We start from the raw sequence: 24,135 nt of genomic DNA on the forward strand, positions 1-24,135 counted from the left end.
GGTTTTTTTATGGAAAAAATCATGCAAATTTATTTAGATTGTCAACCTATTCAACAGCTTGTAAAGCTTGATCCAGCTTTAAGCCGCCGAGATTTTGTCGCAGCGCAAAAGCAGGCGTTACATGCGTATCGCCTAGAAAAATTAAGTCAAAGTTTAGGCCGTGACGTGCAAGCAGCAGAATTATGCAAAACTGAATATGGTAAGCCATATTTACCAGATCTCGCCTTTAATCATAGTCATAGTCAGCAACATTATGCTTTAGTGATGAGTGCTGATGTAGATGACATTGGCGTAGACATTGAAGATTTAAATCGCAGTATTCGTTTTGAGGCTTTGGCTCAGCATGCTTTTACGCAGAATGAATTACAGCAATGGCAGCGAAGTGGAAAAAATAAAAACTATTGGTTTCAAGTGTGGACAGCCAAAGAAGCGCTTGTCAAAGCAGCGGGTCTAGGTATTCGTTTAAGCTTAAATACTTTAGAAACCAACGTCGTATTTGGGCAGATGCAGGGCAGTATGCAGCATCCACAATTGGGCGAGTTGAGTTATCAGCAACTACAATTACATGAGGCCATGCTAACAATTGCTTGGCGTAGCACAGCGCAGATGCCAACCATTCAACAGATCTAAAAAAAGCCCATCAAGTGATGGGCTTTTTTTAGCGTGGGCAATTAACGCGGAGGTAATTGCTCATCGCCATGTTCTTCAAATTCAGGTTTGACCTGCACAATAAAGTCTTGACGATTTAAACCACGCCATAAGGCAAAGGCTGTACCAATGTAAATCGATGAGTAAGTACCCACAAACACACCTACAAACATGGCAACTGAAAACCACTTCAGACCATCACCGCCCATAAACATCATGGCAACCACTACAAGTAATAGGGTCATAGAGGTATGAATGGTACGACGTAAGGTTTCAGTTAAGGCAATATTCACCACTTCAAGCGGTGTCGCGCCACGAATCTTACGGAAGTTTTCCCGAATACGATCCGATACCACAATGTTATCATTCAGTGAGAAACCAATAATTGCCAGTAAAGCTGCAAGTACGGTTAAGTCAAATGGCCATTGCATCAAAGCAAAGAAACCTAAAGTCACAATAATGTCGTGGAATAAAGACAGCACTGCACCCATAGCAAGCTTAAATTCAAAGCGAATGGTGACATACACTAGCATCAGCAGTAAGGCTAGGCCGACTGCGCCTGCAGAACGGACATATAGCTCATTCCCGACTTGACCACCGACTACATCGACTTTAGGGACTTCGGCGGCGTTGTTTGGTAACTGTACCGCAGTGGTAATCGCTTTGGTTAAATCTTCTGCTTCAATGTCTTCTTGCACGGGCATACGCACCATCAGGTCACGTTCAGAACCTAGGGTTTGTACCACAGCATCACTAAAACCAGCTTGGCTTAACGCTTGTGTGACTTGCTCAGGTTTGACTGGATTGGTGTAGTTTAATTCAGCAGCGACACCGCCAGTAAAGTCTAAGCCTAAATTCAAGCCCTTCGTGGCAATAAAGAAAATACTGGCCACCGTTAAGAAGATCGATAGCAATGCTGCAGGCAATGCGATCTTCATAAACGGGATAACACGTTCTTCTTCTGGGCGACCGTATTGCGGTTGAGAATTTTCAGTCATCAATGATCTCCTTAAATGCTCAACTTTTTCAGGTCGCGCTTTTTGCCATAGATAATTTGTACAATCGCACGCGTCACTGTAATCGCAGTAAACATCGAGCAGACAATACCAATCATGAGGGTCACCGCGAAGCCTTTAATCGGGCCGGTACCAATCGCAAATAGAATAAATGCCACCAAGAATGTGGTTAAGTTCGAGTCAAAAATGGTGTTATAAGCACGGTCATAACCGGCCACAATGGCCTGTTTAGGCGAAGCGCCCCATTTTATTTCCTCTCGAATTCGTTCACAAATCAGTACGTTGGCATCGACTGCCATACCAATGGTAATCACGATCCCAGCAATACCCGGTAGGGTCAGCGAAGCACCAATCCAAGACATGACGGTTAAAATCATGGCTAAGTTAAACACCAAAGCAAAATTGGCAATCACACCAAATAGACGGAAAAACACCACCATCCAAATCGCAACCAGTAAGAAACCAATTTGCGTAGACAGTACGCCTTTGTCGATGTTTTCTTGACCTAAACTTGGCCCAATCACACGCTCTTCAACAAAGTACATAGGTGCAGCTAAAGCACCCGCACGTAGCATAAGTGCCAGCTCTGAGGCTTCTTGTGGTGAATCTAGACCAGTAATACGGAACTGTGATCCCAAGACAGCTTGAATCGTTGCTGCGTTAATGACCACAGATTCGGTATAAGGAGTACGTACTTCAGTTTGTGTACCTGTTTCAGGATCTTCGACATAGCTAATTTTTTGTTTGTTCTCAATGAACAATACCGCCATGCGTTTACCCACTGCGTTACGCGTGGCATCCGCCATGAGCTTACCGCCAGCAGAGTCGAGGGTAATGTTGACCTCGGCACCACCCGTATCTTGGCTAAAACCAGATGAAGCATTTTGTACACGCTCACCCGTTAAGATACGATTACGATTTAACAGTAACTCACGACCGCTGTCTAAAGATTCAAATGCAAATAGCTCAGTGCCTGGAGGAACAGGTTGACCATTTGATTTGCCCAAATAAGGGTCAATGTATTGATCATTTAAATCAGACACTAAACGGAATTCTAAGTTCGCTGTACGACCTAAAACACGTTTTGCTTCGGCAGTATCTTGTACGCCTGGTAATTCAACCACAATACGGTTGCTACCTTGGGTTTGTACCAATGCCTCAGCTACACCTAACTCATTAATACGGTTACGTAAAGTGGTTAAGTTTTGATTGACTGCGTAGCTTTGAATTTCTTGACGACGCGTATCTGTGTAGGTTAAGCGTAAAGTTGCACCTGCATCTGTCGCGAGCGCTTGTTGATTAAACTCATTGCCATTACGACGTAAGAAGTCCATGGCCGCGCTACGCGCATCATTATCGGCAAATTGAACCGTAATGGTGTTGTTCGCTAAGCTTAAACTATTAAATTTAAGGTTGTTTTCACGCAGTTGACGACGCAAATCAGTTGCGGATGTTTCCATACGCTGGCTAATGGCTTTGTCCATGTCCACTTCAAGTAAGAAGTGTACACCACCACGTAAATCCAGACCGAGCTTCATTGGTTTGGCACCAATTTTTTGTAGCCACTCTGGTGTAGTAGGCGCTAAGTTTAACGCCACAACATAATCATCACCCAAACCTTGACGCAAGGCATCTTTGGCTTTGAGCTGGGCTTCAGAGGAATCTAGACGCAGCAAAGCTGCATTATTACTAAAGCTGCTGTCATGACTACTGAGATTTTCGCTTTTGAGGATTTGCTCTGCTTTTTGTACGATGCTTGCGTCAATTTGAGTACCAGCTTTGGCACCCGAAATTTGCACGGCAGGTTCATCTGGATACAAACTTGGCAGGGCATATAAAGTACTGATCACCAAAACAACGAGGATCAGTAGATATTTCCATGCAGGGTAACGCATTTATTTTCTTCTTAAAATAAAAAGTCGTGCAACTTGCACGACTTACATTGTGATTAGAGGTTATTCAAAGTGCCTTCAGGTAGAACCGAAATCACACTCGCACGTTGAATTTTCACTTCTACGCCACGATTCAATTCTACCACTGCAAAATCACCTTCAATTTTGGTGATACGACCCATAAGACCGCCAGCAAAAACCACTTCGCTACCTACACCTAAGCTTTGTACAAGATTACGGTGTTCTTTGGCGCGTTTTGCTTGAGGACGCCAAATCAAGAAGTAGAAGATTGCAACAAATACCGCAATCATCAAGAGGTTGGCCATCAGGCTAGGTTGTTGTGCAGCTTCACCTGCTGCATGAGCGGTTGAAATAAAAAGGCTCATCTATAATTTCCTAAATACTAAGTAAAAAATGTCTTGAACAGCAATTTACCTTGTCTTTTTCTTTAGCGCAAATAGCAAAAAGATTAATCAACAGGGCAAGGTGGTACTTCTAGGCCGCGACGTGCATAAAAGTCTGCAACAAATTCGTCAAATGTACCGTTATCCAAGGCATCACGCATCATTTCAGTTAAACGTAGGTAATAACGTAAATTGTGAATCGTGCCGAGCATCGAACCTAACATTTCACCGCATTTTTCTAAATGGAATAAATACGAACGAGTAAAGTTGGTACAGGTGTAACAATCACAATGTGGATCGAGTGGACCTTGGTCATGGCGATATTGGCTGTTACGAATACGCACTAAACCATCGGTTACAAAATAATGACCATTACGTGCGTTACGCGTTGGCATAACACAGTCAAACATATCCACACCGCGACGTACCGCTTCGACGATATCTTCAGGCTTACCCACGCCCATTAAATAACGTGGTTTATCTTCTGGCATTTTGGCAGGCAGATAATCCAAAACCTTGATCATTTCTTCTTTTGGTTCACCTACAGATAAACCACCAATGGCATAACCATCAAAGTCAATCTCAAGTAGACCTTTTAAAGATTCATCACGTAGGTCTTCGTACATACCACCTTGAATGATACCAAACAAAGCATTACGGTTTTTTAACACCTCGTGATGTTGTGTCTTACAGCGTTTTGCCCAACGTAATGACAGCTGTAAAGATTTTTGCGCTTCTTCATGTGTAGCAGGATAAGGTGTACATTCATCAAAAATCATCACAATGTCAGAATTCAAGGTATGTTGAATATCCATTGAGATTTCAGGTGATAGAAATACTTTAGAACCATCAATTGGCGAACGGAAGGTCACGCCTTCTTCTTTAATCTTACGCATTGCGCCCAGACTAAACACTTGGAAGCCGCCTGAATCAGTTAAAATTGGATTGTTCCATTTCATAAACTGATGTAAACCGCCGTGTTCACGGATCACATCTAAACCTGGACGCAGGTACAAATGGAAGGTATTACCCAAAATCACTTGAGATTTAATCTCTTTAATATCGCGTGGTAATACCCCTTTGACCGTACCGTAAGTACCTACAGGCATAAACATTGGTGTTTCAACCACACCATGTTCTAGGGTTAAGCGACCACGACGAGCACGGCCCGACTGCGCTAATTTTTCAAACTTCATACACGTTCCAACTCAAGGCGAAAAAACAGTTCGCTGATGGCTAAAAATAAAGGGAGCTATTTTCCTTGATTCTGCGCCCAAACGCTAGTATTTACCGAGTTGCTGTGTATTTTTGTGTAATCAACGCTGTTGAATCACCTTGCTATAGAACTGATCGATGCGCTCTAAAATTTCCTCACGGGTCAGGGCAAATTGTGGATCAGTATCCATTGCAGCAATGGTTTGCACCAAATTTTGGATATAAGGGTTGATATCTGCAAAAGTAGCATCGAGCGTTAAAATATAGGCTTGATTGGCAATTTGCATATAATCAAAAGGATCAAGCCGTACCAATTGCGCAATATCAACCAACATGTCTTTGTCTGCTTGGGTGAGCTTTTTTAAACGAGCTGGATCATGTGCTACGTGATTATGCTGTTTTAGTTGCATAAATTCTTGCAGTAATTGGCTCGACGCATTTAAGAAGACTGCTGAACTGGTTTCAAGATTGGGCTGGGTTGGAACATGTACAAAAAACAGAATTTGATCGACATCTAAACCATAGGACTCAACCAAATCTTCTTTGGCTTGTTTGTAGGCATTGAGTAGTAGATCTAAATTATTCAGTTCGGTTAAATTTTGCTGTTGTAGCGGCGTACCAAAAAAATGCCGACGCTGAAAATAGTCCGCTAGCAAAGTTTTAAACTCATTCAGACGGTTATGATGAGGACTAGAGCGAAAGCGCCATTTATTGACATTCCATTTGTCATCATGACTTAAAAACTGTGCATAATCTTCAACATCAGAAAACAAGCTACGTTTGGTGGCAATGGTTAGATAGTCGAGCATCATATACTCGTTAAACACCAAGGCACAGCCATAAATTTCGTCTTCATAATAACGATCGTAAAGCTGATAAAATTCATGGATTAACGCATCTTTTAAGACAGGTAGATGTTCTAACATGAGATCCTTGGTTATTGTAATGCCCTAGCGTGAGCGGTCATTATATTTAAAAATTTGGTCGATAATCAAAGTTTTGCGCAGTGGAGACGTCACGAAAGACTCGAATCGGCTTTTTGCCCGTTGTTGCAGTATTAATCAAGTTATTTGGAAAGATTTGGATATAATTGTTAAAAACTTCTACATTGCGGTTAAAAATCGTAATTGCTGCACCTACATTCTCATTTTGTTCTTCAATTTCTTGCATCATTTTTAAATAGATTTGATCGGCTTTAAGCTCAGGATAGTTTTCCACTATCACATTTAAGCTCTGCATCAATTGCTTAGATAAGGCTTCAATCTGCTGTAGGCGACTAATATCGGTGCTATCGGTCTTGAGCTGCACAATATTTTGACGTAATTCAGTCACTTGTGCCAAAGTACCTTGCTCAAATTGTGCATATTGCTCAACCAGTGGAGCAAGTCCTTCTAAAATTTTAACTTTTTGACGTTCAAAACTGGCGACATCCGCCCAGGCTCGAATGCTGGCGTTATGGTGACGAATAATATTGTTACGAATCATAATGACAGCAACGATGATTAGCATCACCAGCCCAAGAAAAATCAGGAGTTGCATGCCATGTTCCTCATTGTAATAAAGTCAGTAGATCGTTTTTTAAACACTCTAGTAAGGGTAATTTAAAAGTGCGTAAGTGTCCACGTAATGCCGAAATATCTTGAATTTTTTTATGATTATGGCTTGTAATTTTCATTAAATCATCTTGGCCTAAATAACACAGCATATTTTGATTTTCATTAATATAAAGCTCACCTTGACGTTGGCTAAAAAATTGACCTAATTTTAAGGTCAAGGCAGGCCCTATTTTTTTTGCCATGTCTAAAGGGTTTTCTCCGCCGATATATAAACGCTTGCGAATTTGAATGTCGCTGCTGTGCCAAGGCAAATGATAGGGGTAAGGCATTTTTTTATGTTGGGTACTAGCTGCAAAGGTAGGTAAGTCATGATCAAGATCAAAGATAAACACGCCCCATAAATCTTGATGCACTTCCTTAACGCTCAGGCGTTCACCTTGCTGATTACGCACTTGTAATTGATTAACAAAATGATATTGGAATAGCAAAATCTGATGCTTTTTTCCATTTTGTTCTTGCCAAATGGTGCTGGCAAAAAATGGAATTTCGTTAACAATGCTGCCACGATTAAAAATAGGGAATTGTTGTTTTAATTGTGCAATGAATAAGGTGGGATTTAAAGGACGAGCTAAGGCTTCAGGTTGTTTATGGTAATGCAGCTGATATCGGGTCTGAATCATGCGCTGTTCTAAATATGCAATCACTTCTGTAATTGGACGTTCGGATGCGTAGAGCAAATAACTTAAACCTAAGAGGCAAACAGCAGCAAAAGCGCTCAGTTGCGCAAGCCTAGCATAGGGGTCTAAAAGTAACGGTAAAATAAAAACAGCGCCGACTAAGGCAGTCAAAATTGCTAAAGCATTATCAAATTTTAAATGCTTGGGCGCACTCCATGGATGCAGCTGATTCAGTAGATCTTCAGCTGAATGGCTATTGCGCCCAATTTGCCATAACCGAGCCAGATTATGTTCCACCTCAGCATTCTTTTGACTACGTAAAGCTAAAATGCGTTGACTGGTCTCGATCGGCATAGGATTGGATTATTTTACGGCGTGATCAATCAGCATAGCATCGCCATAGCTAAAGAAGCGGTAGCGATTTGCAACAGCATGTTGATAAGCAGTTAAGATATTGTCACGATTTGACAGTGCTGATACCAACATCAATAAAGTAGATTCAGGTAAGTGGAAGTTGGTAATTAAACGATCTACCACCTTAAACTCATAACCTGGATAGATAAAAATTTGTGTATCGCCAGTCCACGCTTTAAGTTCGCCACCATTGGCTTGCGCTGCACTTTCAGTGGCACGCGTTGCTGTGGTGCCCACTGCAATCACTTGATTACCACGCGCTTTGGTGTCACGAATCTTTTGCATGGCTTCATCAGAAACTTGGCACCATTCACTGTGCATAATGTGATTTTCAATATCGTTAGTACGTACCGGTAAGAACGTTCCTGCTCCGACATGTAGCGTCACAAAAGTGGTTTGAATGCCTTTTTCAGCTAATTTTTGCAGTAATTCTTCATCAAAATGTAAGCTTGCAGTGGGTGCTGCCACACTGGCAATTTTGGTTGGATCATTAAAAACAGTTTGATAACGTTCGGTATCAATATCCTCTGCTTCACGGTTAAAGTAAGGCGGAATAGGCAGAGCGCCATATTGATCCAATACATCTAAAATAGGCTGTGAAAACTCAACAACAAATAAATTTTCATGGCGACCTTGTACGGTCACTTTAACTTGGTCGGGTCCAATAAACAGTTCCGCACCTGCCTTTGGCGAGTTACTGGCTTTAATGTGACAGTGCGCAATAAACTGATCTTGCATGCGCTCGACTAACACCTCGACTGCACCACCAGACGCACGTTTACCTTTGAGACGGGCTTTCATGACTTTAGTGTCATTTAACACCAATAAGTCACCTGGATGAAGCAGCTCTAAAATATCGGTAAAGTGATAATCATGATGCTGACCATGTTTATCTAAATGTAATAAACGCGATGCGCTACGTGTTTCGAGAGGATAACGAGCAATCAATTCGTCAGGGAGATCAAAATTAAAGTCAGACAGTTGCATGTTGAACATAAGGCTTAAAAAAACTGGCCTTAGTATATGCCTTTTTGTTTAAAATGGCAGAAATTGCCGATTTTAACGGCAAAAAAAAGCCATCTGCCTTAATTTTGAGCAAAAACAAAGATAAAGCGTTGACAGCTTAAAAAATAAGTTTATTATAGTCCTCACAACATCTCTCCCGAGGTGGTGAAATTGGTAGACGCGGCGGATTCAAAATCCGCTGTCAGAGATGACGTGTCGGTTCGAGTCCGACCCTCGGGACCATATTTAAAAACCCCAAACTGGCATTAAAGGTTTGGGGTTTTTTTATGCCTGTTTTTTTATATTAATAAAATTCATAAAAAAACCTTATAACTTTTTGATTAAATTTGGTTTATACCACTTGGTAAAAAACTAGTTATATATTATGTTAAGGTTTGAACGTCTTTTGTATTTTTTGTTGTTGTCATTTTAATCAATAGCGTGCTAAATAATGGAGATACGAAGTCAATTTTTTCTAATTGAGAAAAAATGATGAGGCTGAGAATATGGAACTCAAATTATTAGAAATAGGCTCAGAAACTGAGCAGCTCAGTGCCTGCAAACTCTCATTATTGCTTGGTGTATTTGGTGCAGACAATCGTATTAGCGATTTTTTAAAGTTTGCCCGCAGTATGCTCCAAACAGATCATGCGATTTTAGCATTTAAAGATGAACCCTATATTTGGTTCTCATCTGATGAGGGGTGCCGTCCGTTTTTATCTGAAGCAGATGCTACAGTCAATGAGTTTTTTGCAGAGACTGATTTAATCACCCCGAATCACCCGATTTATGCCAAAGCATCCGCGTATATGCAAAATCTAGGCATGCATCATCGTCGTATGTTGGCGGTTGATTTGTGTGACAGTGAAGATTCTGTGGGTCATGTATACTTATTTGACCAAAACGACACGCCTTTTGATGAAAAAAGCATTGTGATTGTGCGCGAGTTTATTCAAAGCTTAATGGGGATTATTCGTTTACGTTTAGAAAATGCTGAACTGAAAGAAGAATTTGAGCAACAAGCGGCGCTCAATTTTAGTAAAACCAAATTCTTCCAAATTATTGCTCATGACTTACGTGCCCCTTTTCATGGTTTGTTGGGCTTTTCTGAAATCCTCGCCAAGGAACGTGACACGCTTGATGAAAAAGGTATTCAAGATATTAGTGATTACGTCTTTGATACAGCGCAGTCCACCTACAATTTATTAGAAAGTTTACTCAATTGGGCCATGGCAGAAGGTGGACGTTTTGTCTATCACCCGATTAATTTTGCTTTATCACAATCGACTAAAATTGTTACAGATGTCTTGGGGAGTTTGGCGGTTAAAAAGAATATTCAACTCATTAACCAAGTTGAGGAAAATATTAAGGTTTATGCCGATATTAATATGATTACCTCGGTGATTCAGAACTTAGTGTCTAATGCGTTAAAATTTACCCACAATGATGGCAGTGGTCGGGTGATTTTACGTGCCGAAACTGCACAGCAGCAGGTACATATTTATATTCAAGATACAGGTTTAGGGATGACCAAAGCGCAGATTGAAACCTTATTTGAACCTAAGATTACCTATAGCCGCCAAGGTACCTTAGGTGAAAAAGGCACTGGATTGGGTTTGGTGCTGTGCAAACGCTTTATTGACTTAAATCAAGGTCAGATTAGTGTGCACTCGAAAGAAGGTGAGGGCACTATTTTTAAAGTTACTTTACCTGCAGCCAATCATACTCACCAAGCACTTGAACAACGTCAAAGCCAAGCTTGCTGATAAAATACTTTTCTAAAGCTCAAGCTTACTGTTATAACAGGTAAAAAACAGGGCTTGAGAAAGAAAGCAATGAATACAGCACAGTTACAAAAGACCTTACGCGCCAGTCAATATGCGGAGCAAGTGCTTAGCATACATGCTGAGTTACTCAAAGAGGATTATGCGGCAGATGCGTTTTTAAGCTCTTTAAGCAGTGCGCAAATTTATCATTGTGTCCATCAAGCCCTACAGGATGTCACAGATGAAAGCAGTTGGATGCGCCACATGCGGATCTTGCGTGCACGGCTTATGTTTCGTTGGATTTGGCAAGATGCCAATCAACTCACCGATGTCTTAACCTTAACGCGAGAACTGTCTGACTTTGCTGATGCGGCCATCTGTGCTGCTAAAGATTTTGCCTTAGCTCCGTTGGTGGCTAAATATGGTCAACCCATCGGGTATAACGGCAAAGTGCAAGATTTAATTGTCATTGCCATGGGGAAATTGGGCGCGCAAGAACTCAATTTATCCAGTGATATTGACCTGATCTTTGCCTTTGATGAACAGGGTGAAACCGAAGGTGGGCGTAAGTCGATTGATGTGCAGCAGTTTTGTATCTTATGGGGCCAAAAACTAATTTATCTGCTTGATCACATTACTGCTGATGGTTTTGTTTTCCGTGTGGATATGCGCTTACGTCCTTGGGGAGATGGTTCTGCTCTAGCGATCAGTCATATCGCCTTAGAGAAATATTTAAGCCAACATGGTCGTGAATGGGAACGTTATGCATGGATTAAAGCACGTATTGTGAATCCAAGCCCTGAGGGTGATGAGCTTTTAGAAATGACACGACCGTTCGTGTTCCGTAAATATGTCGATTACACTGCATTTGAAGCGATGCGTGAAATGAAAGCCATGATCGAGCGTGAAGTGGCACGGCGTAATATTGAAGATGACATTAAATTGGGCGCAGGTGGGATTCGCGAAGTTGAATTTATTGTGCAAGTCTTTCAGCTGATTTATGGTGGCTACCGCTTAGAGCTGCAAGATCGTCAATGTTTGGTTAGCTTAAGTCATTTAGATGATGCAGAGTTGTTAGATGAACAAGCGGTCATTGATTTAGAAGATGCCTATTTGTTCTTACGCCGTGTTGAACATGCCATTCAAGCCTTAAATGATCAACAAACCCAATCTTTACCGACAGAACCCGATTTACGTGCACGTATTTTTGAAACTTTAGGCTTTGAGAGTTGGCAGGCATTTTTACAGTGCTTAAATGCCAAACGCAGCAAGGTCATGTATCAATTTGAGCATTTAATTAAAGAAAAAGACTTAGATAGTTCAGTTGAAAACATGAGTCAGCTTGAGCAGCGGTTACATGAGGTTTTAGATGATAACGCCAAGAATCTGGTGCACGAATTTTGGCATGGACACGCCTTAAAAAAACTACCGGCCAAAGCCATTCAACGTCTCAAAAGCTTTTGGCCGCATTTACTTGAAGCTGTGTTGCAATCTGATCATCCACAAATGGCCTTAGTGCGTCTTATGCCATTGCTGGAATCGGTCATGCGCCGTACCGTATATTTGGTCATGCTGATTGAAAGCAAAGGTGCGCTGCAACGCTTAGTGAAAATGGCCACTGTTAGCCCATGGATTTGTGAAGAACTCACGCATTATCCGGTATTATTAGATGAATTTTTATCCATGGATTTTGAGCTGCCAAAGCGTCAAGATTTAGAAGATTCATTACGTCAGCAACTGCTACGCATTGAGATTGATCAAGTTGAAGATCAAATGCGCGTGTTACGTCTATTTAAAAAATCCAATGTCTTAACTGTGGCAGCCAGTGATGTTTTGGCTGAAAGTCCACTGATGAAAGTCTCTGATGCCTTAACCGATATTGCGGAAGTCTCAGTCAAAGCCATACTGCATTTGGCTTATCAAATTGTGGCTAAAAAACACGGCTATCCACTTGATTTAGAAGGTCAACGTTGTTCGCTCGATCATATTGCTTTTAGTGTGATTGGTTATGGCAAAGTCGGTGGCATTGAACTCGGCTATGGCTCAGATTTAGATTTAGTCTTTATTCATGCCATGGATGAACAAGCCGATACCGACGGTAAAAAAGCCATTAGCGGTTTTGAGTTTGCTATGCGGGTGGCGCAAAAATTTATGTCACTGATGACCACGCAAACCTTAGATGGTCGTGTCTATGAAATTGACACCCGTTTGCGCCCATCGGGTGAGGCGGGTTTACTGGTGACCAGCTTTAAAGCCTTTGAACAATATCAATTTAAAAGTGCATGGGTATGGGAACATCAAGCTTTAGTGCGGGCCCGCTCAATTGCAGGCGAGGCTAGCCTTTGCCAAAAATTTGAGGAGTTACGTTGCCTTATTTTGACTCAGCCACGCGATGAAGCCAATGTTCGTACCGAAGTGCTGAAAATGCGCCAAAAAATGAAAGAACATTTAGGTTCCTCAAAAGAGCAACAAAAAGATGGAATTTTTCATTTAAAACAGGATGCAGGTGGTATCGTTGATATCGAATTTATGGCACAGTATGCGGTATTAGCATGGAGTGGGTCGAATCCCGATCTCGCCCATTACTCTGACAACGTACGAATCCTTGAGGATGCCGCAAGAACGGAATGCTTATCCAGCGCCGACGCGACAGCATTGATTCAAGCTTATCTTCGTGAACGAGCCGAGAGCCATCGTCTAGCACTTGCAAATCAATCCATGCAAGTTTTGGCAGATGATTGGCACGCTACCCGAGAGGTCGTTTGCAAGTTATGGCAAAGATTAATTGATCCAAGTGCAGTGTTTGCCTTGGATAAAAATGACTGTGTATAACAATTTGGAGTGTGTGTCATGAATTTGGCTGATCGTGATGGTTTTATTTGGCAAGATGGACAATTAGTTGATTGGCGTGAGGCGAAAACTCACGTACTTACACATACCTTGCATTATAGTATGGGTGTGTTTGAAGGTGTCCGTGCCTATGAAACCCCGAATGGAACGGCTATTTTCCGTTTAAAAGAACACACTAAGCGTCTGTTAAATTCTGCAAAAATCTATCAAATGAAAGTTCCATTTGATCAAGCAGCATTAGAGAAAGCTCAAATTGATGTGGTTCGTGAAAATAAATTAGCATCTTGCTACTTACGTCCAATTATCTTTATTGGTTCAGAAAAATTAGGTATTGCTGCAACAGACAATACCATTCATGCAGTGGTTGCGGCATGGAGCTGGGGTGCTTACCTTGGTGAAGAAGCGATGGCGAAAGGCATTCGCGTAAAAACTTCATCATTTACGCATCATCATCCAAACGTGACCATGTGTAAAGCCAAAGCATCGGGTAACTACACCTTATCCATTCTTGCGCATCAAGAAGTGGCTCACTCAGGTTATGACGAAGCTATGTTACTTGATCCACAAGGTTATGTATGCCAAGGTTCAGGCGAAAACGTATTCTTGGTTCGTGATGGCGTGATTCATACCCCTGATATCGCAGGCGGTGCGCTTGACGGTATTACTCGTCAAACCATCATCACCATTGCTAAAGACTTAGGTTATGACGTGATTGAACGTCGTATTACCCGCGATGAATTCTACATTGCTGATGAAGCATTCTTCACAGGTACAGCAGCAGAAGTGACGCCAATTCGTGAATACGATGATCGTCAAATTGGTGAAGGTGTACGTGGTCCAATCACAACGCAAATCCAAAAAGCATACTTTGATGCAGTTCAGGGTAAAGATCCTAAATATGCGCACTGGTTAACTTACGTAAAATAAGTCAATCGGGTAGTATGAGAGGCGAAACGAAAGTTTCGCCTTTTTTATTGTGTTTTAAATAGGTTGATACATGCATATTGTTTATGTAACAGATGGAAAAGCAGGGCATCGCTCACAGGCTTTGGGTTTATATAAAGCCATGCAGCGTTTAAGCACGCAGCAAGTGACCTTTGAAGAAGTGGCTGCTGAATCTCTATCTGCGTTTAACTTATTTTTAGCGCGTGGCAATCAAAAGCATCCCAAAATTCAACAGATACCTGATTATATTTTCAGTGTCGGCAGTCAAACTCAGCTTAAAGTCCTGCTGTTAGGGCAAGTGTTTCCCAAAGCCAAAACAGTGGTGTTAATGAAGCCTAAATTTCCGCTGCATTGGTTTAATTATGTGGTGGTGCCTAAACATGATGGGATTAACGCAGAAAACAATGTGATTGTGACCGAAGGCGCTTTAAATCCAATTGTCAATGAAAAGCGCCATCAACCTAAACGCATTTTAATTGCGCTAGGGGGTGACTCTAAACGTCATAAGTGGAACGAAGCCAAGGTTTTAGAAACCATTGAGAAAATTGTACAAGATAATAAAAAATCTGACATTATTTTAACCACATCACGCCGTACCCCAAAAGAGTTTTTAAGCCAACTCAATACACACAGCTTTGCAGCAAAATTACAGATTTTCCCAGTAGAAGATACGATACAAGGTTGGATTTTTGAACAAATGCAATTGGCTGAAGCAGTATGGGTCACAGAAGATAGTGTCTCTATGATTTATGAAGCTTTAACAGCAGGCTGTAAAGTGGGTGTTATTGCTATAGAGCGTTTAAAGCAAGATCGCATTACTGCATCGGTTGATTTGTTGTTACAACAAAAACGAGCCAGTTTGGCTACGTCTATTCTGCATCTGCCCAAAGCCAGTACATTACAAGAGGCGGATCGGGTTGCTTCTGTACTGGTATAAAAATACATTTTTCTAAGGCTGCATTGTCTTATAATGCGCAATTCGTGTAATAGTTAGGTTGGATAATGGCAGAGCAACAAGTGCAGTGGTCAGCTGCAGATGTGATTGGTAAAGGTGCAAACCGTATTTGTGTACGTGATGTACAAGACCCTGCCATATGCCTCAAAATTGATTTACCTAAGCATCAGCGCAGTGTGAAAAATTTTCGCCAGCGTATTCGTCGTGAACTGAGTGATCGCTTGAGTATCTTTAATGAAAATTATATTGAGTGGCAAGCCTATCAAAGTCTAGTACAGCGTTTAGGTCACACAGTCCTTGATACTTATATGGCGCGTTGTATTAGTGTAGATGCCAGTGCCCAAGGTTTAATCCTACGCTGTGAGTTGGTACAAAGTGCCGATGGGCAAATTGCAAAAAGCTTATTTCATTATATGCAGCATCCAAGCAACATTGATACAAAGCAACTGCTTGCTGCATTAGATGAGTTTCAAACTTGGTTGCTCAAATATAATATTCCATTGTTTGATTTAAATGCAGGTAATTTGGTGGTACAGCGCGATGGGCAACAGCTTCAACTGAAATGTATTGATGTAAAGTCGGTGCTGCGTGGTAAAGAGATTATTCCCGTCTCGTATTGGTTTAAATCTTTGATGCATAAAAAAATTAAGCGTCGTATTGCACGCTTAAAAGTTTTGGTTCAACAAAATATTCAGAAGACAACTGCATGAAAATTGTACAGATTATGGCAACCAGTGGTGGTGGCTTAGGCGGTTTGGAACAACATACCTTTAACTTGGTGAATACTTTATCTGAGCAGCATGAGGTACATTTAATTGCCTTAGAGGCGTATGCCCAGCATCTTCATCCACGGGTACATTTTCATGGCTTTAACTTTGCGCGTAGCCGTTTAAATCCGCTGTTATGGTGGCAACTCGCGCGACTGATTCAGCAGATTCAACCTGACATTGTACACGCACAAGCGGGGAAAGCCGCTGAGTTAGTCAAACTTATTCGTAGCTGTTTACCTAAATCAGCCAAAGTGGTCACGACAGTACACGGCACCAAAAAAAATAAAGCCATTTATGCGCATGCTGATGCAGTGATTGCTGTAAGTGCAGCATTAAAAGCAGGCATTCCCGAACATAAAGCGCATGTGATTTATAACGGTGTACATCAACAGCCTGCATTAAGCCCAGCAGAAGCAAAAAAACTACAACATGAGATTTTTGCTCAGCATCCACAGCTGAACCCTCAGCAAAAAAATGTGCTATGTATTGGACGTTTAGAACCGGTAAAAAATATTGCTTTACTGATTCAAGCCATGCAAGGCATTCAAGCCAATTTGTGGATTGTCGGTGATGGCTCTTTACGCGCCGATTTAGAAGCACAAGTAAAAGCCTTAGATATGACTGAACACGTCGCATTTTTAGGTTTTCGCCGTGATGCACGGGACATATTACAATTGGCTGATGTGGTTGCATTATCTTCAGAGCGTGAAGGTTTTCCGCTGGTGATGGTTGAAGCCTTACAGGCGGAAAAAATTATGGTGTCTACCAAAGTGAATGGGGTTGTGGAGTGGTTGCCGCCTGAGGCTTTAGCAGAGTTAAATGATATACAAGGCTTACGTCAGGCTTTGCAGCAAGCATTAAGTGTAGAATCAAAACAACAGCAAGATTGGCAAGGCTTATTTCAACGTGCCCAGCAGGAATTAACGGTCAGCAGTATGGCTGAGCAAACGGCTAAGCTTTACCAACAATTATTGGCTCATTAAGGCAGACTCAACATGCAAAATTCAAAACTTCGTTATGTTGCGCTTGGCGATTGCGTAACTTTAGGTGCACCGCTGCAGCAAAATCATGCCTATCCTGAACGTGTAGCCGCGGCAATGGGTTGGCAAGTGACCAACTACGGACATACCATGTCAAGCACCCGTGAAGGCTTACAATATTTTAAAAAAGAGGATGTGCAAAGTGCAGACATTTTGTCGATTCAATATGGCATTGTAGATTCGTGGCAAACCTTTAATGGTGCGCCCTTTGTATTGTATTACCCAGATACCAAATGGCGTAAATTTTTGCGTAAGATCGTGAAAAAAATTAAAAAGTATGGTCGAAAATTTAATTTTCATGCTCTGTTTGGTACACGCAATGTAGTACCCGTTGAAGAATATATTGCTAATATTCAATACATGATTCAGCATAGCCAAGCTAAATATATTTTATTGCCAGAAATTTATCCAAATCAGGACTTAAGCCGTGAACCACGTATTTTGGCCTATAACCAAGCTTTAGCTAAATTGCACGATGGCCAGCGTGTGTTTGTGATCAAGCATTTTGATCTGTTAAAAGCCCATTTAAACAGTGATTATTATGATGATCCAACTCATTTGTCGGGCAAGGGACACCAAGCCGTGGCGGACAATATATTGGCTCAGTTAAAACAGCATGTGATGACTTAATAAGAAAACCTACAGAAATAAAGGTTTTTTCAGCACTCAGCGGGCTAGCAGCGTTTATATAAATGTGGATCGCTTGGCATACGTCGAAAACGCTTATACGACCAAATATATTGTTCTGGGGCTTGGTTAATCATGGCTTGCATTTCATGATTTAAGCATTCTACCGAGCGTTGTAAATCTTTCCCACCAATGTCATGGTGCATGGGTTGGCAAATGACTTTAAAGCCCGATTTTACCCGTAAGCAGCTTAAACCTAATATATTACATTGGGTTTTTTGTGCCAGTTTAGACACCAACGTGGTACATAATACTTCTTGGGCAAAAAAATTGGCATAAATACCGCCTGAGGGTTTGGGCAAATGGTCTGGCAAAATCACAGTTAGACCACCTTGCTTTAAGTGTTTGAAAATCGCACTGACGCCAGTTTTATCGGTGGCCACCAACGTTGCATTAAAGTTTTGCCGTGCTTGTAAAACAAACCGATCTACACTTTTGTTTTTATTGGGTTTATACATAATTACTGGGGCGGTATATTGGCTCAGCCACGCATTTAGCAGCTCCCAACAGCCAAAATGGGTTACCACCATAATCACGCCTTTGTGATTGGCCAGTGCATCTTCAAGCAATTGAGCACCTTGTACATTTTGTACTAAATCGATGCTGTAGGCCTTGGGCATCCCCCAACATTTAATTGACTCGACATAGGTATAGCATTGGCTCTTTAAGCTGCTTTTGAGTAAGGCTGTCTGGGCTTGAGAGGACAGGCTTGGATAGACCAAATTCAGGTTGGTTTGACTAATCTTTTTAAATGAAGAAGGGAGTAAATACAGTAAATAAGCAAAACAATGGGCGAGTGTATATAACCAAGTCAAGGGCAAACGCGCGATGACTTTTAAAAAATAATAAAGCATAAAGATAAGGATAGAAAAAAAGAAGAGAGAAAATTAAAGCCTTTAAAATTAAAGGCTTTAAAATAAATTAATTCTTATATTTGTCTGGGTTGCCCATCAAGACCATATAAATTAAGGCAATAAAAATAACAAATGCACCAGCAATACTGCTTACGCAGAAATATAAAATTCGCTCATTGGTATCTAAGCTAAATAAATTATTGGCTAAGATATAACGCATAAATAACCATTGCACCACTGAAAATACAATCAGCATAATGCCTTTATTACGAACCGCAGGACGCATAGCCATCGCTTGCTTACCCTAAAACTAAACTGAGGCTATTATGCCACCGTTATGCTTTTGGCTCAATCACACAAAAAGCCCTGCTATTGCAGGGCTTTTTTATTTCTCCTCAAGGGAGAAAAAAGAAGACGCTAAAAAATTATTTTGCTTCTTCAGCTTTTGGTTTTTCGCGTAAACGAATACCCAAATCACGTAACTGAGTCGATTCAACTGGCGCAGGCGCTTGAGTTAACGGACATTCAGCAGTTTTAGTTTTAGGGAAGGCAATCACGTCACGAATAGAAGATGCACCTGTCATCAACATAACTAAACGGTCAAGACCGAATGCCAAACCACCATGCGGAGGTGCACCGAATTTCAACGCATTTAACAAGAAGCTGAATTTCTCTTCTGCTTCTTCTTCAGAAATCCCTAAAGCTTCAAAGATGGCTTTTTGCATTTCTAGGTTAAAGATACGTAGTGAACCACCACCGATTTCAGTACCGTTTAGGACCATATCGTAAGCAACAGACAATGCCGCACCTGGATTATTCTTCACTTCTTCAACGCTTGATTTTGGTAGCGTGAATGGGTGATGTACAGAGGTCCATTTGCCATCATCTGTTTCTTCGAACATTGGGAAGTCAACCACCCAAAGCGGTGCCCACTCACATGTCGCCATGTTCATGTCATGACCCACTTTAATACGTAAAGCACCCATAGCATCATTTACAACTTTGGCTTTATCTGCACCAAAGAATACGATGTCGCCGTTTTCAGCACCCACGCGTTTTAATAGATCAAGTACGATTGGCTCGATAAATTTAACGATTGGAGATTGTAGACCTTCAATGCCTTTTTCAAGATCGTTGACTTTAATGTAAGCCAAGCCTTTTGCACCGTAGATACCCACGAATTTAGTATATTCGTCGATTTGGCTACGTGGTAAAGCACCCGCACCCGGTACACGTAACGCAACAATACGACCTTTAGGATCTTTAGCAGGGCCTGCGAATACTTTGAACTCAACGTCTTGCATCATGTCTGCAACGTCAACAAGTTTCAAAGGAATACGTAAGTCAGGCTTATCTGATGCATAGTCACGCATTGCATCTGCATAGGTCATACGTGGGAATTTATCAAACTCAACATTAAGAAGTTCTTTGAACATCTTAATGGTTAAAGTTTCCATTAAATCCATGATGTCATCGTCACTCATGAACGATGTTTCAACGTCGATTTGGGTGAATTCAGGCTGACGATCCGCACGTAAGTCTTCATCACGGAAACATTTCGCGATTTGGTAGTAACGATCAATACCACCGACCATCAACAACTGTTTAAATAGCTGAGGTGATTGTGGCAATGCGTAGAAGCTACCGTTTGATACACGGCTTGGCACTAAATAGTCACGTGCACCTTCTGGTGTTGCACGCGTTAGAATCGGTGTTTCAACGTCTAAGAAACCATTTTCTTCGAAATAGTTACGAATCAGGTTAGTTAATTTAGAACGGAAACGTAAACGATCTAACATTTCTTGACGACGGATGTCTAAGAAACGGTACTTTAAACGTACTTCTTCAGAAATGTTGGTATTTTCGTCATTTAATGGGAATGGCGGCGTTTCTGATGCAGCAAGAACTTCGATTTCTTTACCAAGCACTTCGATTTGACCGCTAGTAATATTTGCGTTTTCAGTGCCTTCGTAACGACGACGTACGCGGCCTGTAATTTTTAATACAAATTCTGAACGTGCTTTATCCGCAGTTGCGAATGCTTCTGGCGTATCTGGATCGATAACCACTTGCACAAGACCGTCACGGTCACGCATGTCAAGGAAAATGACACCACCGTGGTCACGGCGACGGTGTACCCAACCGCATAATGTTACGGTTTGGTCAATTTGAGCTTCGGTTAAAGAACCGCAGTAATGAGTTCGCATCATGGCGTATAAAATCCAACTATATGGGTTACAAAAAAGCTACTACGTAAACAGCGTATGCTTTTATTCAAAGTCTAGGATTATGCCTCTTTGGGACAGCCCTCACAAGAACTACAACAAAAAACAGCATTAAATTAAGGCAAAGGCCAGTGATTGCTTTATTTATCGCGAAAAAATTGTTGCCAAATACTTAAAATGCTTAAGACAAAGGCTGAAACGAATAAGAAAATCTGACTAAATTCATTAAATGTACGCCCAATAAAGTAATAAGCGTTGCCTTGTAACGTATTAAATGAGAACTGGCTTAAATAGGCCCAACTCCAAAAAATGGCCATGACAGTTGCTAGGAGAAAAGCAGTCGCAATCGCAAACCGTAGACGCTGTGTGGCCAAATTTGGGCTGTGGTGGCGTTGACAATAACGTATGATCCAATACACTAAAACTGGCAAGGCCAAAGCAGAACTCAGAATTTGCAAGATAAAGTGCAGCGGATACTCAACACCTAATACCGCAATGTTTTGACTTAAGAAATCATGCAGGATTAGAGTGCGAAAATCTACATGGGTCAGACCATCCCAGAGGATATGCGTAGCATTGCCAAGAAGGAGTGCAATCAGCATACAAAAAATAAATTTTAATGCGCCTAAAACTCCTTTAATTTGAATCGGGTCGGATAAATTAAATAACTGATAAAGCATGGGCCGGTACAGGGCATACCATAGCCCACAAAAGCCCAAACCAATGACTAAGTTGGGATAAATTTGCCCCGACCAACGATGCGAAATACGTCCTGCATCAGTGACAAATAAACGATATAAATCAGGTAACATACAGCCAATTGCCAAGGCGGCAAGTGGTAAGGTATGTTGACTTGCGCGGGCGAGTACAGGTGCAAGCACTGCATGCGATAAGGTAAAAGGCATTGCGACACAGTAAATCAACAGATTGCCTTAAGCTTAACTGAACTTGCCAAACACGGCTGTTTTTTATTGCAAAAATAATGAAATGTTATATTATAACATCATTCTGATTTTACCGACTTTGAGCCTTAAGTCATGTCCCTACATAAGAACCTGATTACACTTGCAATTTTTGCCTCAGTGGCGCCACTGAGTCTTGCTGATGAAGCAACTGCAACTTTAGATACCATTCAATTGACCGCACATCCATTGGTGCAAACAGCGGCTGATTTTGCCGTGGCAGACAATGTGCTGGATCAGAAAAAATTATCAACAGGGGCAGCAACGATTGGTGATGCCTTAGCAGGTGAGCTAGGGGTTTACTCGAACCAATATGGCACAGGCTCAAGCCGTCCCGTGATTCGTGGTCAAGATGGTCCACGTGTCAAAGTTCTTCAACATGCCTCTGAAACCGCCGATGTTTCAACCCTATCACCCGATCATAATGTGACTGTTGATCCATTGCTTGCAAAACAAGTTGAAGTGATTCGTGGTCCATCAACACTTCTGTATGCAGCAGGGACAGTCGGTGGTTTGGTCAATGTCACTGACCAAAAGATTCCAACCCAAATGCCAAACGATGGCGTAGAAAGCACAGTGGGTGTGCGCTATAACTCAGGCAATGATGAGAAGTTAGCCAGTGCAGGTGTGACAGCGGGGATTGGTGAAAACTTTGCATTACGTGTCGAAGGTTCAAAACGTAAAGCGAATGACTATATTGCGCCAAATTATTTTGATGTTCATATCCATAAAGAAGAGCACATCGAAGAAAATGGCGATATTCACATTCATGAGCATGAACATGCTGTAAAAAAACGCCGTGTAGACAATACTTTCTCTGAGGGTGAAACCATCAATATTGGTGGTTCATGGATTCATGATCGTGGTTTTGTCGGTGCATCTTATAGCAATCGCCAAGATCAGTATGGTTTGCCGGGGCATGAGCATGGTGATGAACATGCAGGTCATGAACATGCTGAAGAAGCAGGAGCTTGGATTGATTTAAAATCTGAACGTTATGATGTACGTGCTGAATTATTTGATCCAATGCCAGGATTTAACAAATTACGAGCACATGTAAGCTTTACCGACTACGAACATGATGAGCTAGAAGGCAGTGAGGCACTCAGCAACTTTAAGAGTAAGGCTTATGATGGTCGTTTAGAGTTGGTGCATGTTCCTGTTGCAGGTTGGGAAGGTGTGATTGGGGCGCAGTTTAGCCAGCAAAGAATTAACCTAGCAAGTATTGGTGGTCATGGTCATGACGAAGATATTATTGTTTCAGAAGTAGAAGATGATGAAGATCATTCGGATCATAGTCATGATGTACTCATGCCAAATACCAAAACTCAAAAATACAGTTTATTTGCTTTAGAACATAAGCAAATAGGCGATGTGCATGTTGAATTTGGCGCGCGAGTTGATCATCAAAAAGTTAAAGTAGATTCAGAAGCTAAAGACTATTCTGGTACAGGTGTTTCAGGTTCTGTAGCAGCCAATTGGGAATTTGCACCAAGTTATAAACTCTCTGTGGTGGGTTCTCATCAACAACGTTTGCCAATTGCTCAAGAGTTGTATGCACAAGGCAAACACTATGCGACCAAAACACTTGAGCATGGTAATGCTGATCTTGATGCTGAAAAATCAAATAACCTAGAAGTGGGATTCCACTTTGAAGGTGAAAAAATTGATTATCACCTGCATGTTTACCATAATTGGTTTGATAACTATATTTACGGTCAATCACATGGTTATGTAGATGATTTCTTAGACCTTGAATACACCCAAGACAAAGCACGTTTCTACGGTACTGAAGCTGAAGTGTCTTACCATATCAATGACACTTACACGGTTGGCTTATTTGGTGACTATGTGCGTGGCAAAATTGATGGCGATAATGCACCGCGTGTACCAGCGGGTCGTTTAGGCACCAAAGTCAATGCGCAATTTGATGATCAGTGGTCGGGTAGTGCTGAGTATTATCATGTGTTTAAACAAGACAAGTTTGCTGACTTTGAACAACAAACCCAAAGCTACAATATGGTCAATGTCGGCTTAAATTACACGGGTCGTTATGCTAATGATCAAGACTACCGCGTGTATTTAAAAGCCAACAATTTATTAGATGATCAAGTCTATTCTCATGCCTCTTTCCTATCGAATATTCCACAGGTGGGACGTAACTTTACTGTGGGCCTAGAGTTTGACTTCTAAGCCAAATACACAGAAAAGCCCTTGAAAATTCATACAATAAAACCTAGTCTGAGCGCATTGG

The 24,135-nt window shown here is 41.4% G+C and carries 21 protein-coding genes and 1 tRNA gene; 10 read left to right on the forward strand and 12 right to left on the reverse strand.

Annotation, left to right across the window (positions count from 1 at the left end; translation table 11 throughout):
- The first annotated feature begins 21 nt into the window (after window positions 1-21).
- Window positions 22-630, forward strand: a complete 609-nt coding sequence (locus tag AC5YCD_RS04835) for a 4'-phosphopantetheinyl transferase family protein (RefSeq protein ID WP_496128941.1) — start codon at window positions 22-24, stop codon at window positions 628-630.
- 41 nt (window positions 631-671) lie between these two features.
- Here the strand turns inward: AC5YCD_RS04835 and secF are convergent, their stop codons facing one another.
- The 8 genes from secF to queA all read right to left on the reverse strand — a co-directional run bounded on the left by secF (window position 672) and on the right by queA (window position 8,809).
- Window positions 672-1,646 carry a protein translocase subunit SecF gene (gene secF / locus AC5YCD_RS04840; RefSeq protein ID WP_496128942.1) on the reverse strand — a complete coding sequence of 325 codons (975 nt, stop codon included), beginning with the start codon at window positions 1,644-1,646 and terminating at the stop codon, window positions 672-674.
- Window positions 1,647-1,657: 11 nt separating this feature from the next.
- Window positions 1,658-3,559, reverse strand: a complete 1,902-nt coding sequence (gene secD, locus AC5YCD_RS04845; RefSeq protein ID WP_496128943.1) for a protein translocase subunit SecD — start codon at window positions 3,557-3,559, stop codon at window positions 1,658-1,660.
- 53 nt (window positions 3,560-3,612) lie between these two features.
- Window positions 3,613-3,942 (reverse strand): preprotein translocase subunit YajC, encoded by a 330-nt coding sequence (yajC, locus tag AC5YCD_RS04850; RefSeq protein WP_496128944.1) that lies wholly within the window; start codon window positions 3,940-3,942, stop codon window positions 3,613-3,615.
- Window positions 3,943-4,025: 83 nt separating this feature from the next.
- The gene (tgt, locus tag AC5YCD_RS04855; protein ID WP_496128945.1) at window positions 4,026-5,156 is read right to left on the reverse strand and encodes a tRNA guanosine(34) transglycosylase Tgt; all 1,131 of its coding nucleotides are present in this window, start codon (window positions 5,154-5,156) and stop codon (window positions 4,026-4,028) included.
- A gap of 120 nt (window positions 5,157-5,276) precedes the next feature.
- Complete coding sequence (locus AC5YCD_RS04860) at window positions 5,277-6,101, reverse strand: hypothetical protein (protein ID WP_496128946.1); 825 nt, start codon at window positions 6,099-6,101, stop codon at window positions 5,277-5,279.
- 46 nt (window positions 6,102-6,147) lie between these two features.
- Window positions 6,148-6,714, reverse strand: a complete 567-nt coding sequence (locus tag AC5YCD_RS04865) for a LemA family protein (RefSeq protein WP_496128947.1) — start codon at window positions 6,712-6,714, stop codon at window positions 6,148-6,150.
- Between the two features lie 10 nt (window positions 6,715-6,724).
- Window positions 6,725-7,762, reverse strand: coding sequence for a hypothetical protein (locus AC5YCD_RS04870; RefSeq protein ID WP_496128948.1), 1,038 nt, complete (start codon window positions 7,760-7,762; stop codon window positions 6,725-6,727).
- Window positions 7,763-7,771: 9 nt separating this feature from the next.
- On the reverse strand, window positions 7,772-8,809 hold the full coding sequence (queA, locus tag AC5YCD_RS04875) for a tRNA preQ1(34) S-adenosylmethionine ribosyltransferase-isomerase QueA (RefSeq protein WP_496128949.1): 1,038 nt from the start codon (window positions 8,807-8,809) through the stop codon (window positions 7,772-7,774).
- Window positions 8,810-8,983: 174 nt separating this feature from the next.
- Here queA and AC5YCD_RS04880 point away from each other — a divergent pair.
- The 8 genes from AC5YCD_RS04880 to AC5YCD_RS04915 all read left to right on the forward strand — a co-directional run bounded on the left by AC5YCD_RS04880 (window position 8,984) and on the right by AC5YCD_RS04915 (window position 17,783).
- A tRNA-Leu gene (locus AC5YCD_RS04880) sits at window positions 8,984-9,070 on the forward strand.
- A 263-nt stretch (window positions 9,071-9,333) separates the two neighbouring features.
- Window positions 9,334-10,593 carry a sensor histidine kinase gene (locus AC5YCD_RS04885; RefSeq protein ID WP_496128950.1) on the forward strand — a complete coding sequence of 420 codons (1,260 nt, stop codon included), beginning with the start codon at window positions 9,334-9,336 and terminating at the stop codon, window positions 10,591-10,593.
- Window positions 10,594-10,662: 69 nt separating this feature from the next.
- The gene (gene glnE / locus AC5YCD_RS04890) at window positions 10,663-13,425 is read left to right on the forward strand and encodes a bifunctional [glutamate--ammonia ligase]-adenylyl-L-tyrosine phosphorylase/[glutamate--ammonia-ligase] adenylyltransferase (protein WP_496128951.1); all 2,763 of its coding nucleotides are present in this window, start codon (window positions 10,663-10,665) and stop codon (window positions 13,423-13,425) included.
- Window positions 13,426-13,443: 18 nt separating this feature from the next.
- A complete protein-coding gene (locus tag AC5YCD_RS04895) occupies window positions 13,444-14,370 on the forward strand; it encodes a branched-chain amino acid transaminase (protein ID WP_496128952.1) in 927 nt (308 codons plus the stop codon).
- A 70-nt stretch (window positions 14,371-14,440) separates the two neighbouring features.
- Window positions 14,441-15,325, forward strand: a complete 885-nt coding sequence (locus AC5YCD_RS04900; protein WP_496128953.1) for a mitochondrial fission ELM1 family protein — start codon at window positions 14,441-14,443, stop codon at window positions 15,323-15,325.
- 65 nt (window positions 15,326-15,390) lie between these two features.
- A complete protein-coding gene (locus AC5YCD_RS04905) occupies window positions 15,391-16,053 on the forward strand; it encodes a YrbL family protein (protein ID WP_496128954.1) in 663 nt (220 codons plus the stop codon).
- Complete coding sequence (locus AC5YCD_RS04910; RefSeq protein ID WP_496128955.1) at window positions 16,050-17,096, forward strand: glycosyltransferase; 1,047 nt, start codon at window positions 16,050-16,052, stop codon at window positions 17,094-17,096. The genes AC5YCD_RS04905 and AC5YCD_RS04910 overlap by 4 nt, the downstream gene beginning before the upstream one ends.
- Before the next feature lie 12 nt (window positions 17,097-17,108).
- Window positions 17,109-17,783, forward strand: a complete 675-nt coding sequence (locus tag AC5YCD_RS04915) for an SGNH/GDSL hydrolase family protein (protein WP_496128956.1) — start codon at window positions 17,109-17,111, stop codon at window positions 17,781-17,783.
- Between the two features lie 44 nt (window positions 17,784-17,827).
- On the opposite strand, the gene AC5YCD_RS04920 is transcribed toward AC5YCD_RS04915, so the two are convergent.
- The 4 genes from AC5YCD_RS04920 to AC5YCD_RS04935 form a co-directional block, all read right to left on the reverse strand.
- On the reverse strand, window positions 17,828-18,694 hold the full coding sequence (locus AC5YCD_RS04920) for a lysophospholipid acyltransferase family protein (RefSeq protein ID WP_496128957.1): 867 nt from the start codon (window positions 18,692-18,694) through the stop codon (window positions 17,828-17,830).
- 67 nt (window positions 18,695-18,761) lie between these two features.
- Window positions 18,762-18,986: a hypothetical protein gene (locus AC5YCD_RS04925; RefSeq protein ID WP_122899532.1), complete on the reverse strand. Its 225-nt coding sequence runs from the start codon at window positions 18,984-18,986 to the stop codon at window positions 18,762-18,764.
- 133 nt (window positions 18,987-19,119) lie between these two features.
- On the reverse strand, window positions 19,120-20,904 hold the full coding sequence (gene aspS, locus AC5YCD_RS04930) for an aspartate--tRNA ligase (RefSeq protein WP_496128958.1): 1,785 nt from the start codon (window positions 20,902-20,904) through the stop codon (window positions 19,120-19,122).
- Window positions 20,905-21,059: 155 nt separating this feature from the next.
- Window positions 21,060-21,824 (reverse strand): DUF4184 family protein, encoded by a 765-nt coding sequence (locus AC5YCD_RS04935; protein WP_496128959.1) that lies wholly within the window; start codon window positions 21,822-21,824, stop codon window positions 21,060-21,062.
- 132 nt (window positions 21,825-21,956) lie between these two features.
- Between AC5YCD_RS04935 and znuD the strand changes: the two genes are divergently transcribed.
- Window positions 21,957-24,074 (forward strand): zinc piracy TonB-dependent receptor ZnuD, encoded by a 2,118-nt coding sequence (gene znuD / locus AC5YCD_RS04940; RefSeq protein ID WP_496128960.1) that lies wholly within the window; start codon window positions 21,957-21,959, stop codon window positions 24,072-24,074.
- Window positions 24,075-24,135: the final 61 nt, after the last annotated feature.

The organism is Acinetobacter sp. CY05, from assembly GCF_059515805.1.

Coding starts and splice junctions, on each gene's coding strand:
- AC5YCD_RS04835 (WP_496128941.1), top strand. CDS start 22: ATGCAAATTTATTTAGATTGTCAACCTATTCAACAGCTTGTAAAGCTT.
- secF (WP_496128942.1), bottom strand. CDS start 1,646: ATGACTGAAAATTCTCAACCGCAATACGGTCGCCCAGAAGAAGAACGT.
- secD (WP_496128943.1), bottom strand. CDS start 3,559: ATGCGTTACCCTGCATGGAAATATCTACTGATCCTCGTTGTTTTGGTG.
- yajC (WP_496128944.1), bottom strand. CDS start 3,942: ATGAGCCTTTTTATTTCAACCGCTCATGCAGCAGGTGAAGCTGCACAA.
- tgt (WP_496128945.1), bottom strand. CDS start 5,156: ATGAAGTTTGAAAAATTAGCGCAGTCGGGCCGTGCTCGTCGTGGTCGC.
- AC5YCD_RS04860 (WP_496128946.1), bottom strand. CDS start 6,101: ATGTTAGAACATCTACCTGTCTTAAAAGATGCGTTAATCCATGAATTT.
- AC5YCD_RS04865 (WP_496128947.1), bottom strand. CDS start 6,714: ATGCAACTCCTGATTTTTCTTGGGCTGGTGATGCTAATCATCGTTGCT.
- AC5YCD_RS04870 (WP_496128948.1), bottom strand. CDS start 7,762: ATGCCGATCGAGACCAGTCAACGCATTTTAGCTTTACGTAGTCAAAAG.
- queA (WP_496128949.1), bottom strand. CDS start 8,809: ATGCAACTGTCTGACTTTAATTTTGATCTCCCTGACGAATTGATTGCT.
- AC5YCD_RS04885 (WP_496128950.1), top strand. CDS start 9,334: ATGGAACTCAAATTATTAGAAATAGGCTCAGAAACTGAGCAGCTCAGT.
- glnE (WP_496128951.1), top strand. CDS start 10,663: ATGAATACAGCACAGTTACAAAAGACCTTACGCGCCAGTCAATATGCG.
- AC5YCD_RS04895 (WP_496128952.1), top strand. CDS start 13,444: ATGAATTTGGCTGATCGTGATGGTTTTATTTGGCAAGATGGACAATTA.
- AC5YCD_RS04900 (WP_496128953.1), top strand. CDS start 14,441: ATGCATATTGTTTATGTAACAGATGGAAAAGCAGGGCATCGCTCACAG.
- AC5YCD_RS04905 (WP_496128954.1), top strand. CDS start 15,391: ATGGCAGAGCAACAAGTGCAGTGGTCAGCTGCAGATGTGATTGGTAAA.
- AC5YCD_RS04910 (WP_496128955.1), top strand. CDS start 16,050: ATGAAAATTGTACAGATTATGGCAACCAGTGGTGGTGGCTTAGGCGGT.
- AC5YCD_RS04915 (WP_496128956.1), top strand. CDS start 17,109: ATGCAAAATTCAAAACTTCGTTATGTTGCGCTTGGCGATTGCGTAACT.
- AC5YCD_RS04920 (WP_496128957.1), bottom strand. CDS start 18,694: ATGCTTTATTATTTTTTAAAAGTCATCGCGCGTTTGCCCTTGACTTGG.
- AC5YCD_RS04925 (WP_122899532.1), bottom strand. CDS start 18,986: ATGGCTATGCGTCCTGCGGTTCGTAATAAAGGCATTATGCTGATTGTA.
- aspS (WP_496128958.1), bottom strand. CDS start 20,904: ATGATGCGAACTCATTACTGCGGTTCTTTAACCGAAGCTCAAATTGAC.
- AC5YCD_RS04935 (WP_496128959.1), bottom strand. CDS start 21,824: ATGCCTTTTACCTTATCGCATGCAGTGCTTGCACCTGTACTCGCCCGC.
- znuD (WP_496128960.1), top strand. CDS start 21,957: ATGTCCCTACATAAGAACCTGATTACACTTGCAATTTTTGCCTCAGTG.